Annotated in this window: 22 protein-coding genes; 9 read left to right on the forward strand and 13 right to left on the reverse strand. The window is 65.7% G+C overall.

All coding sequences use genetic code 11. From position 1 onward, the window contains the following. Positions 1–94: 94 nt before the first annotated feature. A complete protein-coding gene (locus tag ACVW1B_RS11875) occupies positions 95–2,176 on the reverse strand; it encodes a methyl-accepting chemotaxis protein (protein ID WP_253608864.1) in 2,082 nt (693 codons plus the stop codon). Between the two features lie 166 nt (positions 2,177–2,342). Next, positions 2,343–2,594: a hypothetical protein gene (locus ACVW1B_RS11880; protein WP_057019943.1), complete on the reverse strand. Its 252-nt coding sequence runs from the start codon at positions 2,592–2,594 to the stop codon at positions 2,343–2,345. Between the two features lie 192 nt (positions 2,595–2,786). On the opposite strand from ACVW1B_RS11880, the gene ACVW1B_RS11885 reads away from it, so the two are divergent. After that, the gene (locus tag ACVW1B_RS11885) at positions 2,787–3,377 is read left to right on the forward strand and encodes an NADPH-dependent FMN reductase (RefSeq protein ID WP_253608863.1); all 591 of its coding nucleotides are present in this window, start codon (positions 2,787–2,789) and stop codon (positions 3,375–3,377) included. A gap of 34 nt (positions 3,378–3,411) precedes the next feature. Then, a complete protein-coding gene (locus ACVW1B_RS11890) occupies positions 3,412–4,194 on the forward strand; it encodes an SDR family NAD(P)-dependent oxidoreductase (protein ID WP_253608862.1) in 783 nt (260 codons plus the stop codon). An 85-nt stretch (positions 4,195–4,279) separates the two neighbouring features. On the opposite strand, the gene ACVW1B_RS11895 is transcribed toward ACVW1B_RS11890, so the two are convergent. Next, a complete protein-coding gene (locus tag ACVW1B_RS11895) occupies positions 4,280–4,663 on the reverse strand; it encodes a hypothetical protein (protein ID WP_016843931.1) in 384 nt (127 codons plus the stop codon). A gap of 175 nt (positions 4,664–4,838) precedes the next feature. Between ACVW1B_RS11895 and ACVW1B_RS11900 the strand changes: the two genes are divergently transcribed. Then, positions 4,839–5,468, forward strand: coding sequence for a L,D-transpeptidase (locus ACVW1B_RS11900; RefSeq protein WP_016843930.1), 630 nt, complete (start codon positions 4,839–4,841; stop codon positions 5,466–5,468). Positions 5,469–5,542: 74 nt separating this feature from the next. Here the strand turns inward: ACVW1B_RS11900 and ACVW1B_RS11905 are convergent, their stop codons facing one another. Then, positions 5,543–6,418, reverse strand: a complete 876-nt coding sequence (locus tag ACVW1B_RS11905) for a hypothetical protein (protein WP_225163042.1) — start codon at positions 6,416–6,418, stop codon at positions 5,543–5,545. A 582-nt stretch (positions 6,419–7,000) separates the two neighbouring features. On the opposite strand from ACVW1B_RS11905, the gene ACVW1B_RS11910 reads away from it, so the two are divergent. The 3 genes from ACVW1B_RS11910 to ACVW1B_RS11920 all read left to right on the forward strand — a co-directional run bounded on the left by ACVW1B_RS11910 (position 7,001) and on the right by ACVW1B_RS11920 (position 8,517). After that, positions 7,001–7,582 (forward strand): septal ring lytic transglycosylase RlpA family protein, encoded by a 582-nt coding sequence (locus ACVW1B_RS11910; RefSeq protein ID WP_253608861.1) that lies wholly within the window; start codon positions 7,001–7,003, stop codon positions 7,580–7,582. A 210-nt stretch (positions 7,583–7,792) separates the two neighbouring features. Continuing rightward, positions 7,793–8,206 carry a hypothetical protein gene (locus ACVW1B_RS11915; protein WP_456821621.1) on the forward strand — a complete coding sequence of 138 codons (414 nt, stop codon included), beginning with the start codon at positions 7,793–7,795 and terminating at the stop codon, positions 8,204–8,206. 104 nt (positions 8,207–8,310) lie between these two features. Continuing rightward, positions 8,311–8,517: a hypothetical protein gene (locus ACVW1B_RS11920; RefSeq protein WP_057019948.1), complete on the forward strand. Its 207-nt coding sequence runs from the start codon at positions 8,311–8,313 to the stop codon at positions 8,515–8,517. On the opposite strand, the gene ACVW1B_RS11925 is transcribed toward ACVW1B_RS11920, so the two are convergent. After that, the gene (locus ACVW1B_RS11925) at positions 8,514–9,242 is read right to left on the reverse strand and encodes a class I SAM-dependent methyltransferase (protein WP_253608859.1); all 729 of its coding nucleotides are present in this window, start codon (positions 9,240–9,242) and stop codon (positions 8,514–8,516) included. The genes ACVW1B_RS11920 and ACVW1B_RS11925 overlap by 4 nt on opposite strands. Before the next feature lie 128 nt (positions 9,243–9,370). Here ACVW1B_RS11925 and ACVW1B_RS11930 point away from each other — a divergent pair, with 128 nt between their 5' ends. Beyond that, a complete protein-coding gene (locus ACVW1B_RS11930) occupies positions 9,371–9,556 on the forward strand; it encodes a hypothetical protein (protein WP_016840754.1) in 186 nt (61 codons plus the stop codon). Between the two features lie 85 nt (positions 9,557–9,641). Here ACVW1B_RS11930 and ACVW1B_RS11935 read toward each other — a convergent pair whose 3' ends face one another. The 7 genes from ACVW1B_RS11935 to ACVW1B_RS11965 all read right to left on the reverse strand — a co-directional run bounded on the left by ACVW1B_RS11935 (position 9,642) and on the right by ACVW1B_RS11965 (position 12,801). Next, positions 9,642–9,878, reverse strand: a complete 237-nt coding sequence (locus ACVW1B_RS11935; RefSeq protein WP_016840755.1) for a hypothetical protein — start codon at positions 9,876–9,878, stop codon at positions 9,642–9,644. 323 nt (positions 9,879–10,201) lie between these two features. Further along, positions 10,202–10,375 (reverse strand): hypothetical protein, encoded by a 174-nt coding sequence (locus ACVW1B_RS11940; protein ID WP_253608858.1) that lies wholly within the window; start codon positions 10,373–10,375, stop codon positions 10,202–10,204. 9 nt (positions 10,376–10,384) lie between these two features. Continuing rightward, positions 10,385–10,615: a DUF6894 family protein gene (locus ACVW1B_RS11945; RefSeq protein ID WP_028332292.1), complete on the reverse strand. Its 231-nt coding sequence runs from the start codon at positions 10,613–10,615 to the stop codon at positions 10,385–10,387. A 140-nt stretch (positions 10,616–10,755) separates the two neighbouring features. Next, complete coding sequence (locus ACVW1B_RS11950; protein ID WP_057019951.1) at positions 10,756–11,100, reverse strand: tRNA-binding protein; 345 nt, start codon at positions 11,098–11,100, stop codon at positions 10,756–10,758. Next, complete coding sequence (locus tag ACVW1B_RS11955; RefSeq protein WP_028344883.1) at positions 11,100–11,726, reverse strand: LysE family translocator; 627 nt, start codon at positions 11,724–11,726, stop codon at positions 11,100–11,102. The genes ACVW1B_RS11950 and ACVW1B_RS11955 overlap by 1 nt, the downstream gene beginning before the upstream one ends. An 18-nt stretch (positions 11,727–11,744) precedes the next feature. After that, on the reverse strand, positions 11,745–12,617 hold the full coding sequence (gene pdxY, locus ACVW1B_RS11960) for a pyridoxal kinase PdxY (protein WP_253608857.1): 873 nt from the start codon (positions 12,615–12,617) through the stop codon (positions 11,745–11,747). Between the two features lie 10 nt (positions 12,618–12,627). Continuing rightward, on the reverse strand, positions 12,628–12,801 hold the full coding sequence (locus tag ACVW1B_RS11965) for a hypothetical protein (protein ID WP_016840760.1): 174 nt from the start codon (positions 12,799–12,801) through the stop codon (positions 12,628–12,630). A 588-nt stretch (positions 12,802–13,389) separates the two neighbouring features. On the opposite strand from ACVW1B_RS11965, the gene ACVW1B_RS11970 reads away from it, so the two are divergent. Further along, positions 13,390–13,632, forward strand: coding sequence for a hypothetical protein (locus ACVW1B_RS11970; RefSeq protein ID WP_253608856.1), 243 nt, complete (start codon positions 13,390–13,392; stop codon positions 13,630–13,632). An 86-nt stretch (positions 13,633–13,718) separates the two neighbouring features. Further along, positions 13,719–14,384, forward strand: coding sequence for an FMN-binding negative transcriptional regulator (locus tag ACVW1B_RS11975; protein ID WP_253608855.1), 666 nt, complete (start codon positions 13,719–13,721; stop codon positions 14,382–14,384). 273 nt (positions 14,385–14,657) lie between these two features. On the opposite strand, the gene ACVW1B_RS11980 is transcribed toward ACVW1B_RS11975, so the two are convergent. After that, entirely contained in the window at positions 14,658–15,461 is an 804-nt protein-coding gene (locus ACVW1B_RS11980; protein ID WP_253608854.1) for an alpha/beta fold hydrolase, read from the reverse strand. Positions 15,462–15,573: the final 112 nt, after the last annotated feature.

Raw genomic sequence — 15,573 nt, forward strand, 5'->3', positions numbered from 1 at the left:
ATCGTGCCGCAGTGGAGACATGGATTGCTTCGTCGCTGTCGCTCCTCGCAATGACGAGGAGAAAACCTGCCACGTGGTCACCACGTGCTCTCGGTTACGCCGCCCGCACGTCGGACAGGAAGCGGTTGACCTGGCCGGCGAGGTCCTTGGACTGCGTCGAGAGCTGTTCGGCTGCGCCGAGCACCTGGTTCGCGGCGCCGCCGGTGTCGTCCGCGGCGCGCTGCACGCCGGAGATGTTGGAATTGACCTCCTGCGTGCCGCGCGCGGCTTCCTGAACACTGCGTGAGATCTCCTTGGTCGCCGAGCCCTGTTCCTCGATCGCAGCGGCGATCGCGGTGCCGATCTGGTCGATCTCGGTGATGACGTCGATGACGCTCCGGATCGCCGTCACGGTCTCGTCGCTCGCGGTCTGGATCGCGGTGATCTGCTCGGAGATCTCCGTGGTTGCCTTCGCGGTCTGGCCGGCCAGCGACTTCACCTCGGACGCGACCACGGCAAAGCCGCGGCCGGCCTCGCCGGCGCGGGCCGCCTCGATGGTGGCGTTGAGCGCCAGCAAATTGGTCTGTGCCGCGATGCTCTGGATCAGCGTCACGACGTCGCCGATCTTCTGCGCGCCCTCGGCCAGCGAGCGCGCGGTGTCGCCGGTGCGCCGGGCATGATCGACCGCGCGCGCGGCGATCTCGGTCGAGGTCGCGACCTGGCGGGCGATCTCCGAGATCGAGGAGGTCAGCTCCTCGGTGGCGCTCGCCACCGTCTGCACGTTGGTCGAGGTCTGATCGGACGCCGCTGCGACGACGGCGGCCTGGCGGTTGGTGGCGGCGGCGGTGGCCGACATCGATTGCGCCGTGTCCTCCATCACCGAGGATGCCGCGGACAATCCGCCGACCAGCTCGGTGACCTTGGCTTCGAAGGCGCGGGTCAGATCGTCGAGCACGCGGGCGCGGCGCATCTTGACGTCGTTCTCGGCTTCCTTCTCGGCAGCGAGGCGATCGGCTTCGATCTTGTTGTCCTTGAACACCTGCACGGCGGCGGCCATCGCGCCGATCTCGTCCTTGCGCGCGGCGCCCGGGATCGTCTCGGCAACTTCGCCCGCGGCAAGACGCGACATCCGGCCGGTGAGGGCCGCGATCGGGTTGAGGATGCGGCGGCGGACCATGACGATCAGGCCGGCACTGACGGCAACGACCGCGAGCAGCCCGATCAGCGCCACCACGAAGCTGAAGCGCGCCGACGAATAGGCGCCCGCAAGGCCTTGCTCGGCATTCTCGTAGAATGCGTCGCGCACGGTGATGATGGAGGCGAGCCCGATCTGGGACTCGGCATAGTAGGTCTCGACGTCCTGCTCATACTTGCCGGAGATCGCGCCTTCCTTGGCGAGCTTCAGGGCCTTGCCGAAACGCTCGACATAGTCGGCCTGCATCTTGCCCAGCGCCGTCAGGACATTGGCTGATGTCGCCGGATTGTTGCGCAACTCCTGCAGCGTCGAGAGGATCTGCTCGGTGCGGCCGGTGCTGCGGAACAGCTCCAGCTTTTCCTGTTCGGTCGCGACGCGCTTGGCGCCGACCAGCGCCTTGTGCAGGCTGGCATTGAGGCCGCCGGTGTCGCGCAGGGTCCAGGCGACATTGGCGTAGCTGGCCTGGCGGTAGGCGTTGCCGTCAAGGCCGGCGAGGCGGCGCACCTGCTCGTCGAGCAGCACGGTGACGCCGGCGTTGAAGACGGAGTTGTCGGCGACGATCTTGGTTGCCGCCGGACGGCGGGCGTCGAGCGGACCTGCGATCGCTTTCTCGATCGCGTCGCGGAGCGCGGCGAACTTGGCCTTCAGCGCATCGATCGCGCTCGCAACCGCTTCGCCGTCGTCGAGCGAGCCGGGCAGCGTGGCGCGGACCTGATTGACCTTGGCGAGCGCGCCGTCGGTCAGCTTGCGCAGCTTGTCGAGATCGGTGATCTGCTTCTGGTCGATCGCGCCGGTACTGAACAAGAGGTTGGTGGACATGCCGCGTTCGGAGTTCATGTAGCGCGGGATGTCGCCGACGGCGCGGACGATTTCGAGCCGGCTCTGCGCGGTCGAGACCTTGTCCATGGTCTGGTACTTGGTCACCGCGACATAGGCCGCCAGTCCGCCGCCGACCGCGGACAATGAGACGATCGCGGCCGTCAGGAGAGTACCGATTTTCATGGGATGCGCGCCATTCTTGACGAGAGAGGGGGAGGCCTCAACCGTAGCGGGCGTGCATTAAGCTTGGGTTTATGATGCGGGAGTCGCCGCAACGGTCCCGGCAGTTTGGTCCGAAAGTCGAAGGCGCCGCATCGCCCCGGCCGCGTGGGGCGGCAGGCGTGACACGTCAGTGCTCGTCGTCGTCAGCGCCCTTGGCCGCGGGGCGGTGCTGGGTGGCGCCGTTCGAGCCCGCTTCGCCGCAGGGGAGCTGGTTCCAGGTGCCATCGGCGGCCTGCTGATAGGCCTGGCAGCCGGACGAGGTGGTGGTCGTGGATTTGTCGTCGGCCTTCTGCCGCTCGGTACTCTTGCCCAGCGCGGGCGTGGCAACGGCAGCGATGGCTGCGAGCGAGCCTGCGAAAACCAGCTTTGCGATCCGCATGTCGGTTCCTCCTTCTCGAAGCGAAAACATATCCAGAAAACAAATCTGGCGATTTTTGGCCACGGCGAAGGGCCTGCGACGAATTGCTTAATGCTGGCGGAACGAGCCGGCATGCCGGTTAACACTTGTGCGCGGCGGCTCACCGCGCCCGCGCCGCAGGACGCTGTTGCCGCACCGTGCTAGGATCGCCCCATGACCCACCGCATACTCGTGTTCTACGGCTCCTATCGCTCGGATCGCATGGGCATCCGGCTGGCACACTTCGTCGTCGACGGCCTTCGTGCCCGCGGCAACGATGTCGAGTTGATCGATGCCAAGGAGGTCGGCCTGCCGATGCTCGACCGGATGTACAAGGAACATCCCAAGGGGCAGGCGCCGGCCGTGCTCGAAACGCTCGCCGGAAAAATCCGCGACGCCGACGGCTTCCTGTTCGTCACCGGCGAATACAATTGGGGCATTCAGCCCGGGCTGAAGAACCTGACCGACCATTTCCTCGAGGAATGGTTCTGGCGTCCCGCGGCGATCGCAAGCTATTCGGCCGGGCGGTTCGCCGGCGTGCGTGCCGCGACCGCCTGGCACGGTACGCTGTCCGAGATGGGCATGGTGGTGGTATCGAGCACGATCGGTGCGGGGCCGATCGCGCAGACGCTGTCGGCCGAGGGCAAGCCGATCGGCGAGGGCGGCAAGGCGCTCGAACGCGCCTTTCCGCGCTTTGCCGAGGATTTTTCCTGGTGGATCGAAGCCGCCAAGGTACAGCGGGCGCGCAAGGCGCCGCCCTACTGAGCGCAGGTCTGCCAATCCCGGGAGTTTCGCGATCATGAGCCTCTTCACATCGCCGTTCGATCCCGCACGCGAGACAGCCCTGGTCACCGGCGCGGGCAACGGCATCGGCCGCGCCATTGCGCAGGCCCTGGTCGGCGAAGGTGTGCGGACGGTGTTTGCCGATCTGCATGAGGACAGGGTTCTGGCGGCGATCAAGGCCGCGCCGCGTCCCGAACTCGCGGTCGCGTGGGCCGGCGATCTCGCGCAGCACGCGGCGTACGACGCCCTGCTGGCGCATGCGCAAGCCTCGCTCGGGCAGGTGACCCATTTCGTCCACAGTGCTTCGCCGCCGCGCCGCGAAGCCGATCATGCGATGGCCGTCGATCAAGAGATCTGGCGGCAGATGCATGCGGTCAATCTCGATGCCGGCTTTCATTTGTCGCGCGAACTGGCGCGCAGGCTGATCGCGGCGAAGACGCCGGGCTCGTTCCTGCTGCTCACCTCGCTGCATGCCGGCACGCCACGCAACCTGCCGCATTACTCGACCGCGAAGGCCGGCATGGCGATGCTGGTGAAGGAGCTTGCCAAGAGCTGGGGCCGCTATGGCATCCGCGTCAATGCGCTGGTGCCCGGCGCGATCGCGGCCGGCGGCTTCGTCGCCGATCCCGCGCTGGCAAAGCATATTCCGCTCGGACGGCTTGGCCAGGCGGACGATCTTGCGCCGATGGCGCTTGCCGTGCTCTCGCACAAGCTCTCCGGTTACGTCACCGGGGCGTCGATCGTGGTCGATGGCGGCCTGTCGCTGACCAACTGGTTCGCGCCGCCGGAGCTCGATTGAGGATTCTCGTTCGACGTGTTTTCTTCACGCGAACCGGTGCCCATCCCGCATCAAGTGCGGGACAGGCTTCGCTCGAAAACGCTTTCTATTCCTTCGTCCTGATGTAGCCCGCGAGCCGCGTCTTCTGGTCCTGGCACCAGGTCGTCATGCTGCCGGCGCGGCGCTGATCGAGGTCGGTGGTCTGGGTTGCGATCGCAACTTCCGTCATCAGGTCGTCGGCCTGCTTCTCGCCCATCTTGCCGCCGGTATGCATGAAGGCGATCGCCTTGCGCACCTTCTCGGTGGTGCCGTCGGGCAGATGCATGTCCTGCGCCCGCTGCACGAGGTCCTGATAGACCAGATCGGTGCCGGGGCACTCGACCTTGGCGGCAAAGGCCTGAAGCACCATCGTGACATAGGCCGCGCGCGGATCGGCATGGGCAGGGGTTGCTGCGACAATCAGGCCGCCGATCAGCAGGGCGTAACGCATGAATTTCCTCCGGAGGTTTTGGACGTTTTTTGTGAAGCTAGCGTCCAAGGGAACCGAGTGCAACCGCCAGGACACACTCACGGAAAGAACCGATCAAACGGACGTGTTCCAACCTGCGCTGCCACGATTTGAGCACGATTTCGGCAGCATGTGGCACAAGTTGACGCAGGGGAGAATGATCGTGTCAAAGTTGGGGCTTGCTGCGGTGCTGGTGGGATCACTTGCGCTTGGCGGGTGCATGCAGGCGACGCTGTCGCCGGCGACGGATGTCGCGATGACGTCGCGCGATCGGCAATTGCTGGCGCATCCGCCCTATGCGGATGCCAAGATCCCGCAGCAGTTCCAGCGGCACATTGTCGAGTACACCCGTCGGGAGCAGCCGGGCTCGATCCTGGTCGATACCGACGCGCGCTACCTCTATTACGTGCTGCCCGGCGGCAAGGCGATCCGTTACGGCGTCGCCGTCGGCGAGGAGGCGATGGCCTTCTCCGGCGTCGCCACGGTCGGCCGCCTGGCCGAATGGCCGGATTGGGTTCCGACCCAGGATATCCAGGAGCGGCTCGGGCCGTATCCGAAGCGTGTCGCCGGTGGACCGGCCAATCCGCTCGGTGCCCGCGGCATCTACCTCTACCAGGGCAACAAGGACACGCTGTATCGCATCCATGGCACCAACCAGCCCGAATATATCGGGCAGGCGATCTCGTCGGGCTGCATTCGCATGACCAATGGCGACGTGATCGACCTTTATCAGCGGGTCAAGCCGGGCGCGACCGTGGTCGTTCTGCCGCCGGGACAGAGCGCGTAATTCGAATACAAAGTGTATTGCGGCCGATCGCGTCATCGCGATCGGCCGCACGCTTTTTTAAAGGTCAGTCAGGCTCAGCGCAGCGGCATCGGCGGCCGAACCACCGGGCCGCCATCATCCGCGTCAACAACCGAGGACTGCTGCTGCACCGGCCGCGGTGCCGCAACCGCCTGTGGGGCGGCGGCGGGAGCCGGCAGCGGCGCTGCTGATGCGGGCGGTGGAGGCGGCGGGATATAGGCCTGCGCCGGTCGGCGCACCGGCGGCGGCGCAACGGCGGCATGCGGCGCCGCCTGTGGCGTGACCGCGGCGCGCGGGCGCGGCGGAGCGACCGGCCGCGGCTCGACGGCCCTGGTCTCGGTCGTCTTCGCGACGCGCTGTGCCAACTGATCCTGGCCGGCCTTGAGCTGATCGATGCTGGTCTTCAACTGCTCGATCTGCTGTCCCATCGACGCGAGATCGCGCGCCATCGATTGCAGCAATTGCGTCTGGTCGGGTGCCGTTGCGGCTGGTGCCGCCGCGGTAGCGGGCGCAACCGGTGCTGCTGTGGCAGCCGGGGCCGCGACAGGGGCGGGCGCCGGCGCGGCTGCGGCGGGCACGGCCGTGGCGACGTCCTGTGGCGGAGTGGCCGGTGCAGCTTCAGCTGCCGCCTGATCGGTTGTCGCCGCCGGTGCTGGCGGCGCACTCGCCTGATCCGAGGCGGAGGCTGCCTTGCCTGGGATCAGCGAAGTCAGTGCAGCGATCTGGGGCGCCCACTCGGCGGCGATCTGCTTGGCGCGATCGCCGTAGTGCTGCCACGCCGCGGTGCCCATGGCGCCAGCGATCGCGAAGCAGAACCAGAAGGCGCGGATCGCCCATTTGCTGGTGGGGCGCGGCGCGCGGTCCAATCTGATGTCGTCCAGTCGGCCGTCATGGCTTGGCGCGCTATAGGCCGGCTCGGCCGCCACTGACATTGGCGTGACCGGCGGCACCGAGGCGACGGCCGCGACCGGGGGTGTGGACGTAGGCGCGAGGCTTGAGCCGAAATAGGGCTCGCGTTGCCCCGGCGCTGCCCTTCCGGCTGGCGCTGCGGCGTTGTCCGGACGTACCGGAGCGAAGCTCGGTTCGATCGCGAAAATATCGTGTGGATCTGCGTCTTTCAGTGTCGATTGCATGGCGGTCCCCGTTTCATTCCAAGGTCAACCGCAAATGGGCGGCCGGCAAATTTACGCTCTGTATTGACCCCTGACCCTGTCCCCACGACTCCAGTCCGGTTTGACCAAAGCAAGGCGAGAGGGTGGAGAGGTTGGGGAGTTTGGGGAACCGAAACCCGGGGGCGAGGGGGCGTGGCCATCCACGGCCCGAGTGCGGCGCTTCAAGCCGGCATTTCCGGGTGAAGCGTCCGGGTTGTGTGGCGCATCCACCACATCCGAGGGGAAATCGCATCGCGTGCGGCAGGTCTGACCGCGCTCCGCCACCGTTCCGCCCCGATTGGATTCGGCTGATAGGCCGTTGGATTTTCGGCTTGGGCTGGGGGCGCAAGTTGGGGGTGCAACATGTCACGCGACGATGCAGTCAACTCGTACGTCGGCGTCAAATGCAGCGCGCATGGTGCTGCGGCCCCGATCCTGTTTGCGCATGCCCGAAAGCCGCTCCGGCTGCTCGCCGTGATGATCGGCGCGGCGTCGCTCGCGGCGTGCGCGCAGTCCTCCGTTGTCAGCCAGCGCTCGCAGGCGCTCGCGAGCCGGCCGGCATCGATCGAGCCGTCACGGGCTGCGTCATCTGCCACGCGCACACGCGTCGCCACGGCGCGCAGGCATACGCCTTATGCCTCGCGCAGGACGGGCAACAGCAAGATCGCCTCGCACGGCGTCGCGAGCTTCTACAGTGAGGAGCAGCCGACCGCGAGCGGCGAGAAGTTCGACGGGCGCGAGTTGACCGCCGCGCATCCGACATTGCCGTTCGGCACCAGGCTTCGCGTCACCGACGTCAAGAGCGGCCGTTCGGTCACGGTGCGCGTCAATGACCGCGGACCCTACGTTCCCGGGCGCATCGTCGACGTCTCGCATTCTGCGGCGCAATCGCTCGGCATGATCGGCAAGGGCATCACGAATGTCAGGCTCGACGTGGTGCAGTGAACCGCGCCGCACAGGCGAGGTCCGGGATTTTTGCCAGCTGGATCGGGAAAAAGTCCCGGCGCTGCGCGCGCTTTAATCCTGTTGTCCGAACGACGGCGGCAAATAGAATTGTTGCCGCTACTTCCCCGCGCTCTCCATTTCCGGGCGCGTGGATTTCCACCCAATGAACCTTCCCCGCCTTGGTGTCCTTCCAAGGCGGGATTTTTTCTTGTGGCCGCCATGCGCGCCGCATGCGTTGACAGCGCAGGCCGACGCCATAGCCTCCGTTCTGCTTTGGAGGGCGGCGATGCCAAACAACAATCAAGAAACGGACGGCTTCGCACGCTCGAGGACGGCAGAGGCACGCACCGGATCGAGGTCGGCCTCGATGCGCCGCGCGAGGGCACCACGACGATGACCGGCAACAAGTTGCATCACGAATACCAGCCCGACCTGATGCGCGTGGTCGCGAGCGGTACCTGGCGCGACCTGCGCACTTTCGTGATGACCTGGACCTTCGTGGAATCGGCGTTTCGCGACACCGTGACCCGCACCTTCGAGGGACCGCAGATGCGATTCGCGCGCAGCGTCAACGTCAGCTCATTGGCGCTGGATATGCCGACCTTGATGGGAAAGCTCGCATAGGCGCGACCGAAGGTTGCGCGCTGGCGGATCCTGCGCCGGCGGTTCCACCAAATTGTCACAGTCCCAGCGAAATCCGGCCCAAAGCCGCTGCCAACAAACGCCGGATGGACCAAGTCGGCGAGGGACAAGCGTTGGCCTACAAGATGATCGCAGAACGCGAGAACGAAACGGTCAGGATCGAGCGCGAGAGCACCTTCATCATCATCGCCAAGGCCAAGGTCTGGGCGAGCGAAGGGTGGCAGGTGGTGATCACCGACAAGGACGGGAAATCATACCCGCCCGAGGAGTTCGACAAGCTGCTCGCGGCCTAGCGCTGCGCTGACACCAGCAGCATCATCGGCCGTTCGAGCTCGTCGGCCAGTTCGGGTGCGGCCTTGATCTGCTCCCGCGTCGGGCAGAACTCCTCGACATGGCGCAGCGTGAAGCCGGCGGCGATCAACGCGTTGAGCGTGGTGCCGATGGTGCGGTGATATTTCAGCACACCCTTCACATACCAGTCGGTCCGGCGCTCGCCTTCGATGAAGTAGCGGTTGACCGGCCAGGTCTTGCGGCCGTCTTCGTCCTGCCCCCAGTCCGGATGGACGGCCGCCATGTAGACCGGATGCTCGACGGTGAAGACCAGATGCCCCTCCGGGACCAGCGCGCGATACAGCATGCGCGCCAGGCGATCGAAATCCCTGATGTAGTGGAAGGCGAGGGCGGAGTAGGCGAGATCGAATGTCGATTTCGGCAGCTCGAGCGTCTCGAGGTCGGCGATCTCGTAGGTGATCGCCGCATCCTGCGTCATGGCCGCGGCGCGGGCGATCATGTTCTGCGAGAGGTCGATGCCGAGCACGTCGGATGCGCCTTGCTCGCGCATCCAGCGCGACACCCAGCCGAAGCCGCAGCCGAGATCGACCACGCGCTTGCCCGCGACATCGGACAGCATGGCGCGGATCGCCGGCCATTCGGGCGCGCCGAGCAGTCCGCGGACCTGCCGCGGCAGCTGGCTGTAGCCGGCGAAGAAGCCGGGATCGTCGTAGATGTTCTGCGCCATGGCTCTCTCTGTAACCGCCGCCGCACCGTGTGGGAACCGCTGATTGTGTCGCGCCCGGCGCGCTGCTGGAACCAGACGCGGCGCTCAGTGGTTTCTGATGTCAGCAGTCGACAGCCGAGGAGAGCGCCATGTTAGCCGAGATGCAAATCCACACCATCGCGCGGCAGATGCTGTTGAAGCACGGTCCGGAGGCGATCGCCCAGGCCGCGCAGAACGCCGTGGCTTGCGAGAGCAAGGGCGAGACCGACGACGCGCGCGACTGGCGCCATATCGAGGACGCGCTGAAGATGATGCGCGGACCGCATCAGAGCTGACGGCGGGCAGGCTAGACGACCCCGCCGTCGCGCAACGACACAGGGACCGCGCGAGCGCGATCGCCGCAACCCTAACCGACGGACGCTAGCCCGCCCGGCGCCACCGCGGCACGGGATCGAGCGGCGTGCGGTAGAGCTCGCGCCGGTCGATGTCGGTGACGCGCACTGCGCAGCCGCGCGCCTTCAGCTCCGGCTTGACCTGCGACAGCTCGTTGGCGAGCTGGTCGGCGCGGTCGGAGGCGAGGCTGATGTCTTCGAGGATGATGGTTCCTTGATTGCGGAACTCGTCCCCCACCACGAGATCGAAGGTGTAGTACGGCATTCCGAAGTCTCCGTTTCGGTTTGCATCACAGGGTAACACTGAGTCGAGCATTCCCTAAGATGCGTGGCGCACAATCGGCGTGCGATCGGCGCAAAAACGATGTGCAGCGCATCAAGCACGACGAACGAACAAGCCACGCCGCACGGCGAAGGAGTCCTTTGAACCAGCTCACCGCCATGCCGTTAAGATTTGATTAAAACAGTCGTCGCAAGCTCAAGACCAAGTGGAATCGCAGCGGAACCGGACTCCGGGAACCGGCAGCTGCAGGAGAAGGCCGGTGGCGTAACGCCCGCCGGCCTTTTCTCGTCGGGGATGCCGCGAAGCTAGTCGCGCAGTGTGGCTTGCCGCCGGGCGCGGCATTTCGGGCCTGGTCCGCGCATGTAGTACAGTTCGGGGCGATAGGGATTGATGACGCCATCGATCAGCGCGACGCAGCGCGCGACGAGGCGGGCGAGGTGGCGCCGCAACGGCTGCAGGGCAAGTTCCATCGCATTCATGGCATGCCCTCAGTGCAGCTCGCCGAGGATGGCGGTGAACGGCAGCTCGAAGATCTCGGTTCCGATGTCGTCGGTGACGTGAACCGCCCAGTTGCGCCAGTCCTCCACGCTCGGTGTCATGACAAAGCTGCGCGCCAATTGCTCCGCATACACGCGCGCCTCCGCCAGATCCATCGCGGCGCCGGTGCGATCCAGGATGACGTGCTTGTCGTCGGAGCAGTGAAAGAAAACTGCGGACATTCTTCCGATTCCCATGCCGAAGCGATTCTCGCGCGCTGCAATAGCAGCGCGCGCGGGCACTGAGAATCCGGGTGATCCCCCATCGGTAAACTACGGGGAATCCAGACGATTTGAATCACGCGGCCGTGATCAGCCCGACGTCAGAAGATCGGCTCGCCGATCGCAACCTCGCTGCGCGGGCCGAGCACGATCACCTCGCCGCTGGCGTCCTTGGCGCCGAGGATCAGGAGTTCCGAGGTGAAACCCGCGATGTTCTTCGGCCCAAGATTGCAGATGCACACGACCAGCGAGCCGACCAGCGCCGCCGGCTCGTAATTCGTGATCTGCGCGCTCGACCACATGATTCGCCCGGCGCCGACATCGACGCCGACCTTGTAGGACGGATTGCGGGCGCGGGGAAACGGCTGCACCTCGACGACCTTGCCGATCCGGATATCGAGGCGGGCGAAGTCGTCGTAGCTGGCCTGCGGCTTGAGCGGAGACATCAGCGCTCCTGGAACGCAAGGCGGACGCCGAGCGCGATATAGATCGTGCCGACCACGCGGCCCTGCCATTGCCCGATGCGGCGATGCCGCCTGATCCACGGGCTGATCTGGCCGGCGGCGAGCGCCAGCAGCGAGGTGTAGACCGCGCTCATGACGACGAAGATCAGGCCGAGGGTCGCGAACTGCGCCACCGCCGAGCCGTGGCCGGGATGCACGAACTGCGGCAGGAAGGCGAGGAAGAACAGCGCGGTCTTCGGATTGAGCATTTCCGCCCAGATTGCCTGCCGGAACGCGCGGCGCGGATCGACCGGCTGCGCCGCCGGCAAATCCAGCTCGTCGTTCTTCTCGAACAGGGCGCGGACGCCGAGCACGATCAGGTAGATCACGCCGGCATATTTCACGACCGAGAACGCCAGCGCCGAGGTCATCAGCACGGCCGAGAGGCCGAATGTCGCCATCGCGGTGTGGACGAGATCGCCGAGCGCGATACCGAACCCGGTCGCGACGCCGACGCGCGCTCCGCCGGTGACCGAGCGCGCGAGCACCAGCAGCACCGCCGGCCCGGGGATCAGGAACAGGCCGAGCACGACGGCGGCGTAGGTGAGGAGGGTGGTGATGTCGATCATGAAGACCTGTCCCGGATGTCAGGATGCGGCGATGGTAACCGCCGCGAAGCGCGGCTTCGGATCAAGCATCACGCCGGCGCTTTCGACAATGCGCATTTCCTCGGTTCCGCTCTGCGCCGTGCGCTCCAGCACGCCGTGGATGCCTGACGCGGCGTGGCTGAGCGCATCCGGCGTCGCCAGGCCGCGCGTGCGGGCGGCGACGAACAGCGCGGCGAACAGGTCTCCGGTGCCGGACGGGCTGATCGGAACCCTCGGCGTGCGCACGCGCCAGGCGCAAGTCTTGTCGGATTGAGTGCGCTCGATCGCCAGCGTCTCGATCTCGCTGTGCGGCGTGCCCGCCAGCTCGGCGCTGGTGATGACAACGGTCGCAGGTCCCTGCGCCATCAGCGCGCTCGCCTGCGCGACGACGTCATCGATCGTCGTCACGCGCGCGCCGCAGAGGAATTCGAACTCGAAATGGTTGGGCGTGATGATGTCGGCGAGCGGGCAGAGCTGGTCGCGCACCAGCGGCGGAATGTCCGATCGCACGAACATGCCGCGGTCGCGGTCGCCCAGCACGGGATCGCAGCAATAGAGCAGGGCCGGGTTCGTCGCCTTCGCGCGCTCGACGAAGTCGGCCACGTCCATCGCGATGTCGGCCGAGCCGAGATAGCCCGACAGGATCAGCCGCGCGGCTTCGACCGCGCCGCGCTCCTCGATGCCGCGCAGCAGGTCAGCGACCAGCTGCACGTCGAGCACCCGGCCGCGGATGGTCGGATAGCCCGGCCGGTTGCTGAGCAGCGTGGTCGGCACGGCGACGACATCGATGCCGTGCAGCTGGATCGGAAAGCTGGCGGCGCTGTTGCCGACATGGCCCCAGGCGACCTGTGACTGGATTGAGATGACCGTCATCTTGTGCGCATCACCCGAACAGTGCGGCGTAGATGACGTAGAGCCAGCCCAGGATACCGTGGATGATGGCCCACAGGATCGAATGGTTCTTGGTGTAGGAGATCGCGATCGCCAGCGCCGAGCCGAACCCCACGCCGTATTTCGCGCCCTCGACGCGGACGCCATAATATCGATTGCCGTTCATGGGGAATCCTTCCAGCGGGAGGGCGTGAGCGTGAAGGCAGCGTAACCTGCTAGTTGCCGTCAGTTCAACGGCGGATTGGAATTCCGCGGCATTGCTAAGCTCGATCATTCTCGGGCAAAGCCTTCGCCTCTGCTGCCGGCATGACGGTGATGGAGTCGGTGCGCGCATCTTTCTCCATTCGCCGGGACGACATCGAATGTGTGGTTCGCTGCGAGTCATATATCCGCATTCTCGCGACATGTTTTGTCTGATCGCACCCATGGGCCGCGAGCAAAGGGCAGTAAGCGGAATATTTTCTTATTCTGATATCGACATGTTTTGCTGAGTTGTCCGTCGGGCTGTCTTGTCGCAGGCGGCGGAGCCGGTTTGATTTGCGGGTTCGCGTCGGGATCTCGTCTGTCACGCTGCGATCAACCGATCGTGTCGGGTCGACGTGGAAGAAGATGCACGGGTGGACTGTCTTGCATCCAAACGCTTGCCTCATGGCGTCGGAACAAGACGGCAGAGCGATCGATCTTGATGTGAGCGCGAACCGATCGGCGGGCGGCGAACAATGCGCCGGCGCGCCGAGTCCAACAGGAGCAACTGATGTCCAGGATCAAACAGATTGCGGCCGCGCTGACCGCGCTCGCCATGCTGACGGCGTCGGCCATGGCACACGAAGTGCCGGCGGCGGGCCCATCCGCGCTCGCGAAGAGCCATGCCGCCGCCGGCCGCTGGAGCGGTGGTCCGCCGCGCATGGCGGTCCCGCATTTCGGCGAGTCCGAGGCGCCGCCGCGCGACCAGCCCGGCGGCGTCTGCGATCACGGCGACAATGCCAGGATCTGCTGAGCCGGATCGTGCATGGCGGTGATCTCCGGCGAAAGTTGCGCTAGCCTTGCTGGGTCGTCTCCCTCCAGCTCGCGAGCGCTGCCGCCATGCACATCCTCCGTCCCCAGTTTCGCATTGAGCAAGACCGCGCGCTCGCCTTTGCGGCGGCGCGCGGCTTCGGCGCCATCGTCGCCGCCGATGCACGCGGCCCGCGCGCGTCCCACGTGCCGTTCGTGATCGAGCGGCGCGACGAGCGCATGATCGTGCAGATCCATCTCACCGCGAAGAATCCGCTGGTCGAGCTCGCCGACGGTGTCAGGCGCTTCCTCCTGATCGTCTCCGGCGATGACGCCTACATCTCGAACGACTGGTATGTCTCACCCGACAACGTTTCGACCTGGCTCTACGAGGCGGTGCATTTGTCCGGCGTCGCGCATCTGCGCGATCACGGCGAGAACCGCGGCCATGGCGACGCGCTGCTCGCGGTCTCCGAGGCGCGGTTGCAAAAGCAGCCCTGGGACCTGACGCAGATGGAGCCCGGCAAGCGCGAAGCGATGCTGGCGGGGATCAGGGTGATCGACATCGTCGTCGACGAGATCGAGGGCCAGTCAAAGCTCAACCAGCACAAGAGCGATGCGGAATATGTCGCGCTGGTCAATCGCCTTGCGCGGGCGCAGGAGACGGCGAGCCAAAGGCTGGCGGAGAAGATGCGCGCGTTGCGGCCGGAGCTTGGATACGACGTTGGACGGCACGGACGGGTCAGCTCCGTGTAACCCGGCGCTGTCTCAAGGCGGCAGAGAGCGGATTACGCTTGCGCTAATTCGCTCCACAGAGCCGATCGGCATTGGGTCCGCAAACCTGTTGTTAAGAATCGCTCCGCGCTGATTTGTTCGATTCCGATTCGTTCTTTGCGAACAAAATGGAGTCGAATGGGGAACATGTGGTGCGTGATCCATGTAGCCCGCATGAGCGAAGCGATAAGCGGGGCCCGATCACGTACTCTTGGAGCGGTCCCGGATGTCGCTTCGCTCATCCGGGCTACACAGTCATAGGGCGGAGAGCGCCAGGAAGCTCACGACCTCGCTGTTGAATCGATCCGCCTGCTCAATATTGAGGATATGAACGCCGGGCAGCAGAACGAGCTTGGCATCGGTGATTGTCGCGGCGATATCAGCGCTATGATTGGCCCGCGTGACCGCGTCGCTCTCGCCGCCGATCACGAGGGTCGGCGCCGCAATCAGCGAGATGACGCGGCGGAGATCGACGTCGCGCAGTGCGGCGTAACATCCGGCGAGACCGCGCGGCGGCGTGGTCAGCACCATGTTGCGGAATTCGTCGACGACCTCGTTCGGCGCGGCCAGCATCGCTGCCGGAAACCAGTTGCGCATGAAGCCGTCTGCGATTCCATTCATGTCCGTGGCCGCGAGCACCGCGCGGATCTGTTCGTCGAACGCCAGTTCGGACGCCAGATAGGACGAGGTGTTCGAGAGGATCAGGCGGTCGATGCGGTCAGGCGCGAAGATGCCGAGCCATTGCCCGACGAAGCCGCCGAGCGACAGACCGAGGAAATGCGCGCGATCGATGCCGAGGGCGTCGAGCAGTTCGACCACGTCGCGGCCGAGCCGGTCGATCGAGTAGGCGCCCACCGGTGCGTCCGACCCGCCGTGACCGCGGGTGTCGTAGCGGAGCACCCGAAACGACCGGCTGAGGGCCGGCATCGAACGATCCCACATGTGCAGGTTGGTGGCGATCGAGTTCGACAGCGCGAGCACCGGCCGATCGACGGGGCCGTCGATACAGTACGCAATCCGGCAGCCATCCGCCGTGGTGAAGTGTCGATCGCTGCTCATCTCGTCAGTCCCTTGTGCTGGTGGAAGCCGGCAGGCTTCGCGTCGAGCCAGGCTAGGACTCGCGCCTCCGAAGAAAAATTACTAAGATTGATCAATCTCTGTAGGTTTTATG

The organism is Bradyrhizobium sp. USDA 4502, assembly GCF_054063355.1.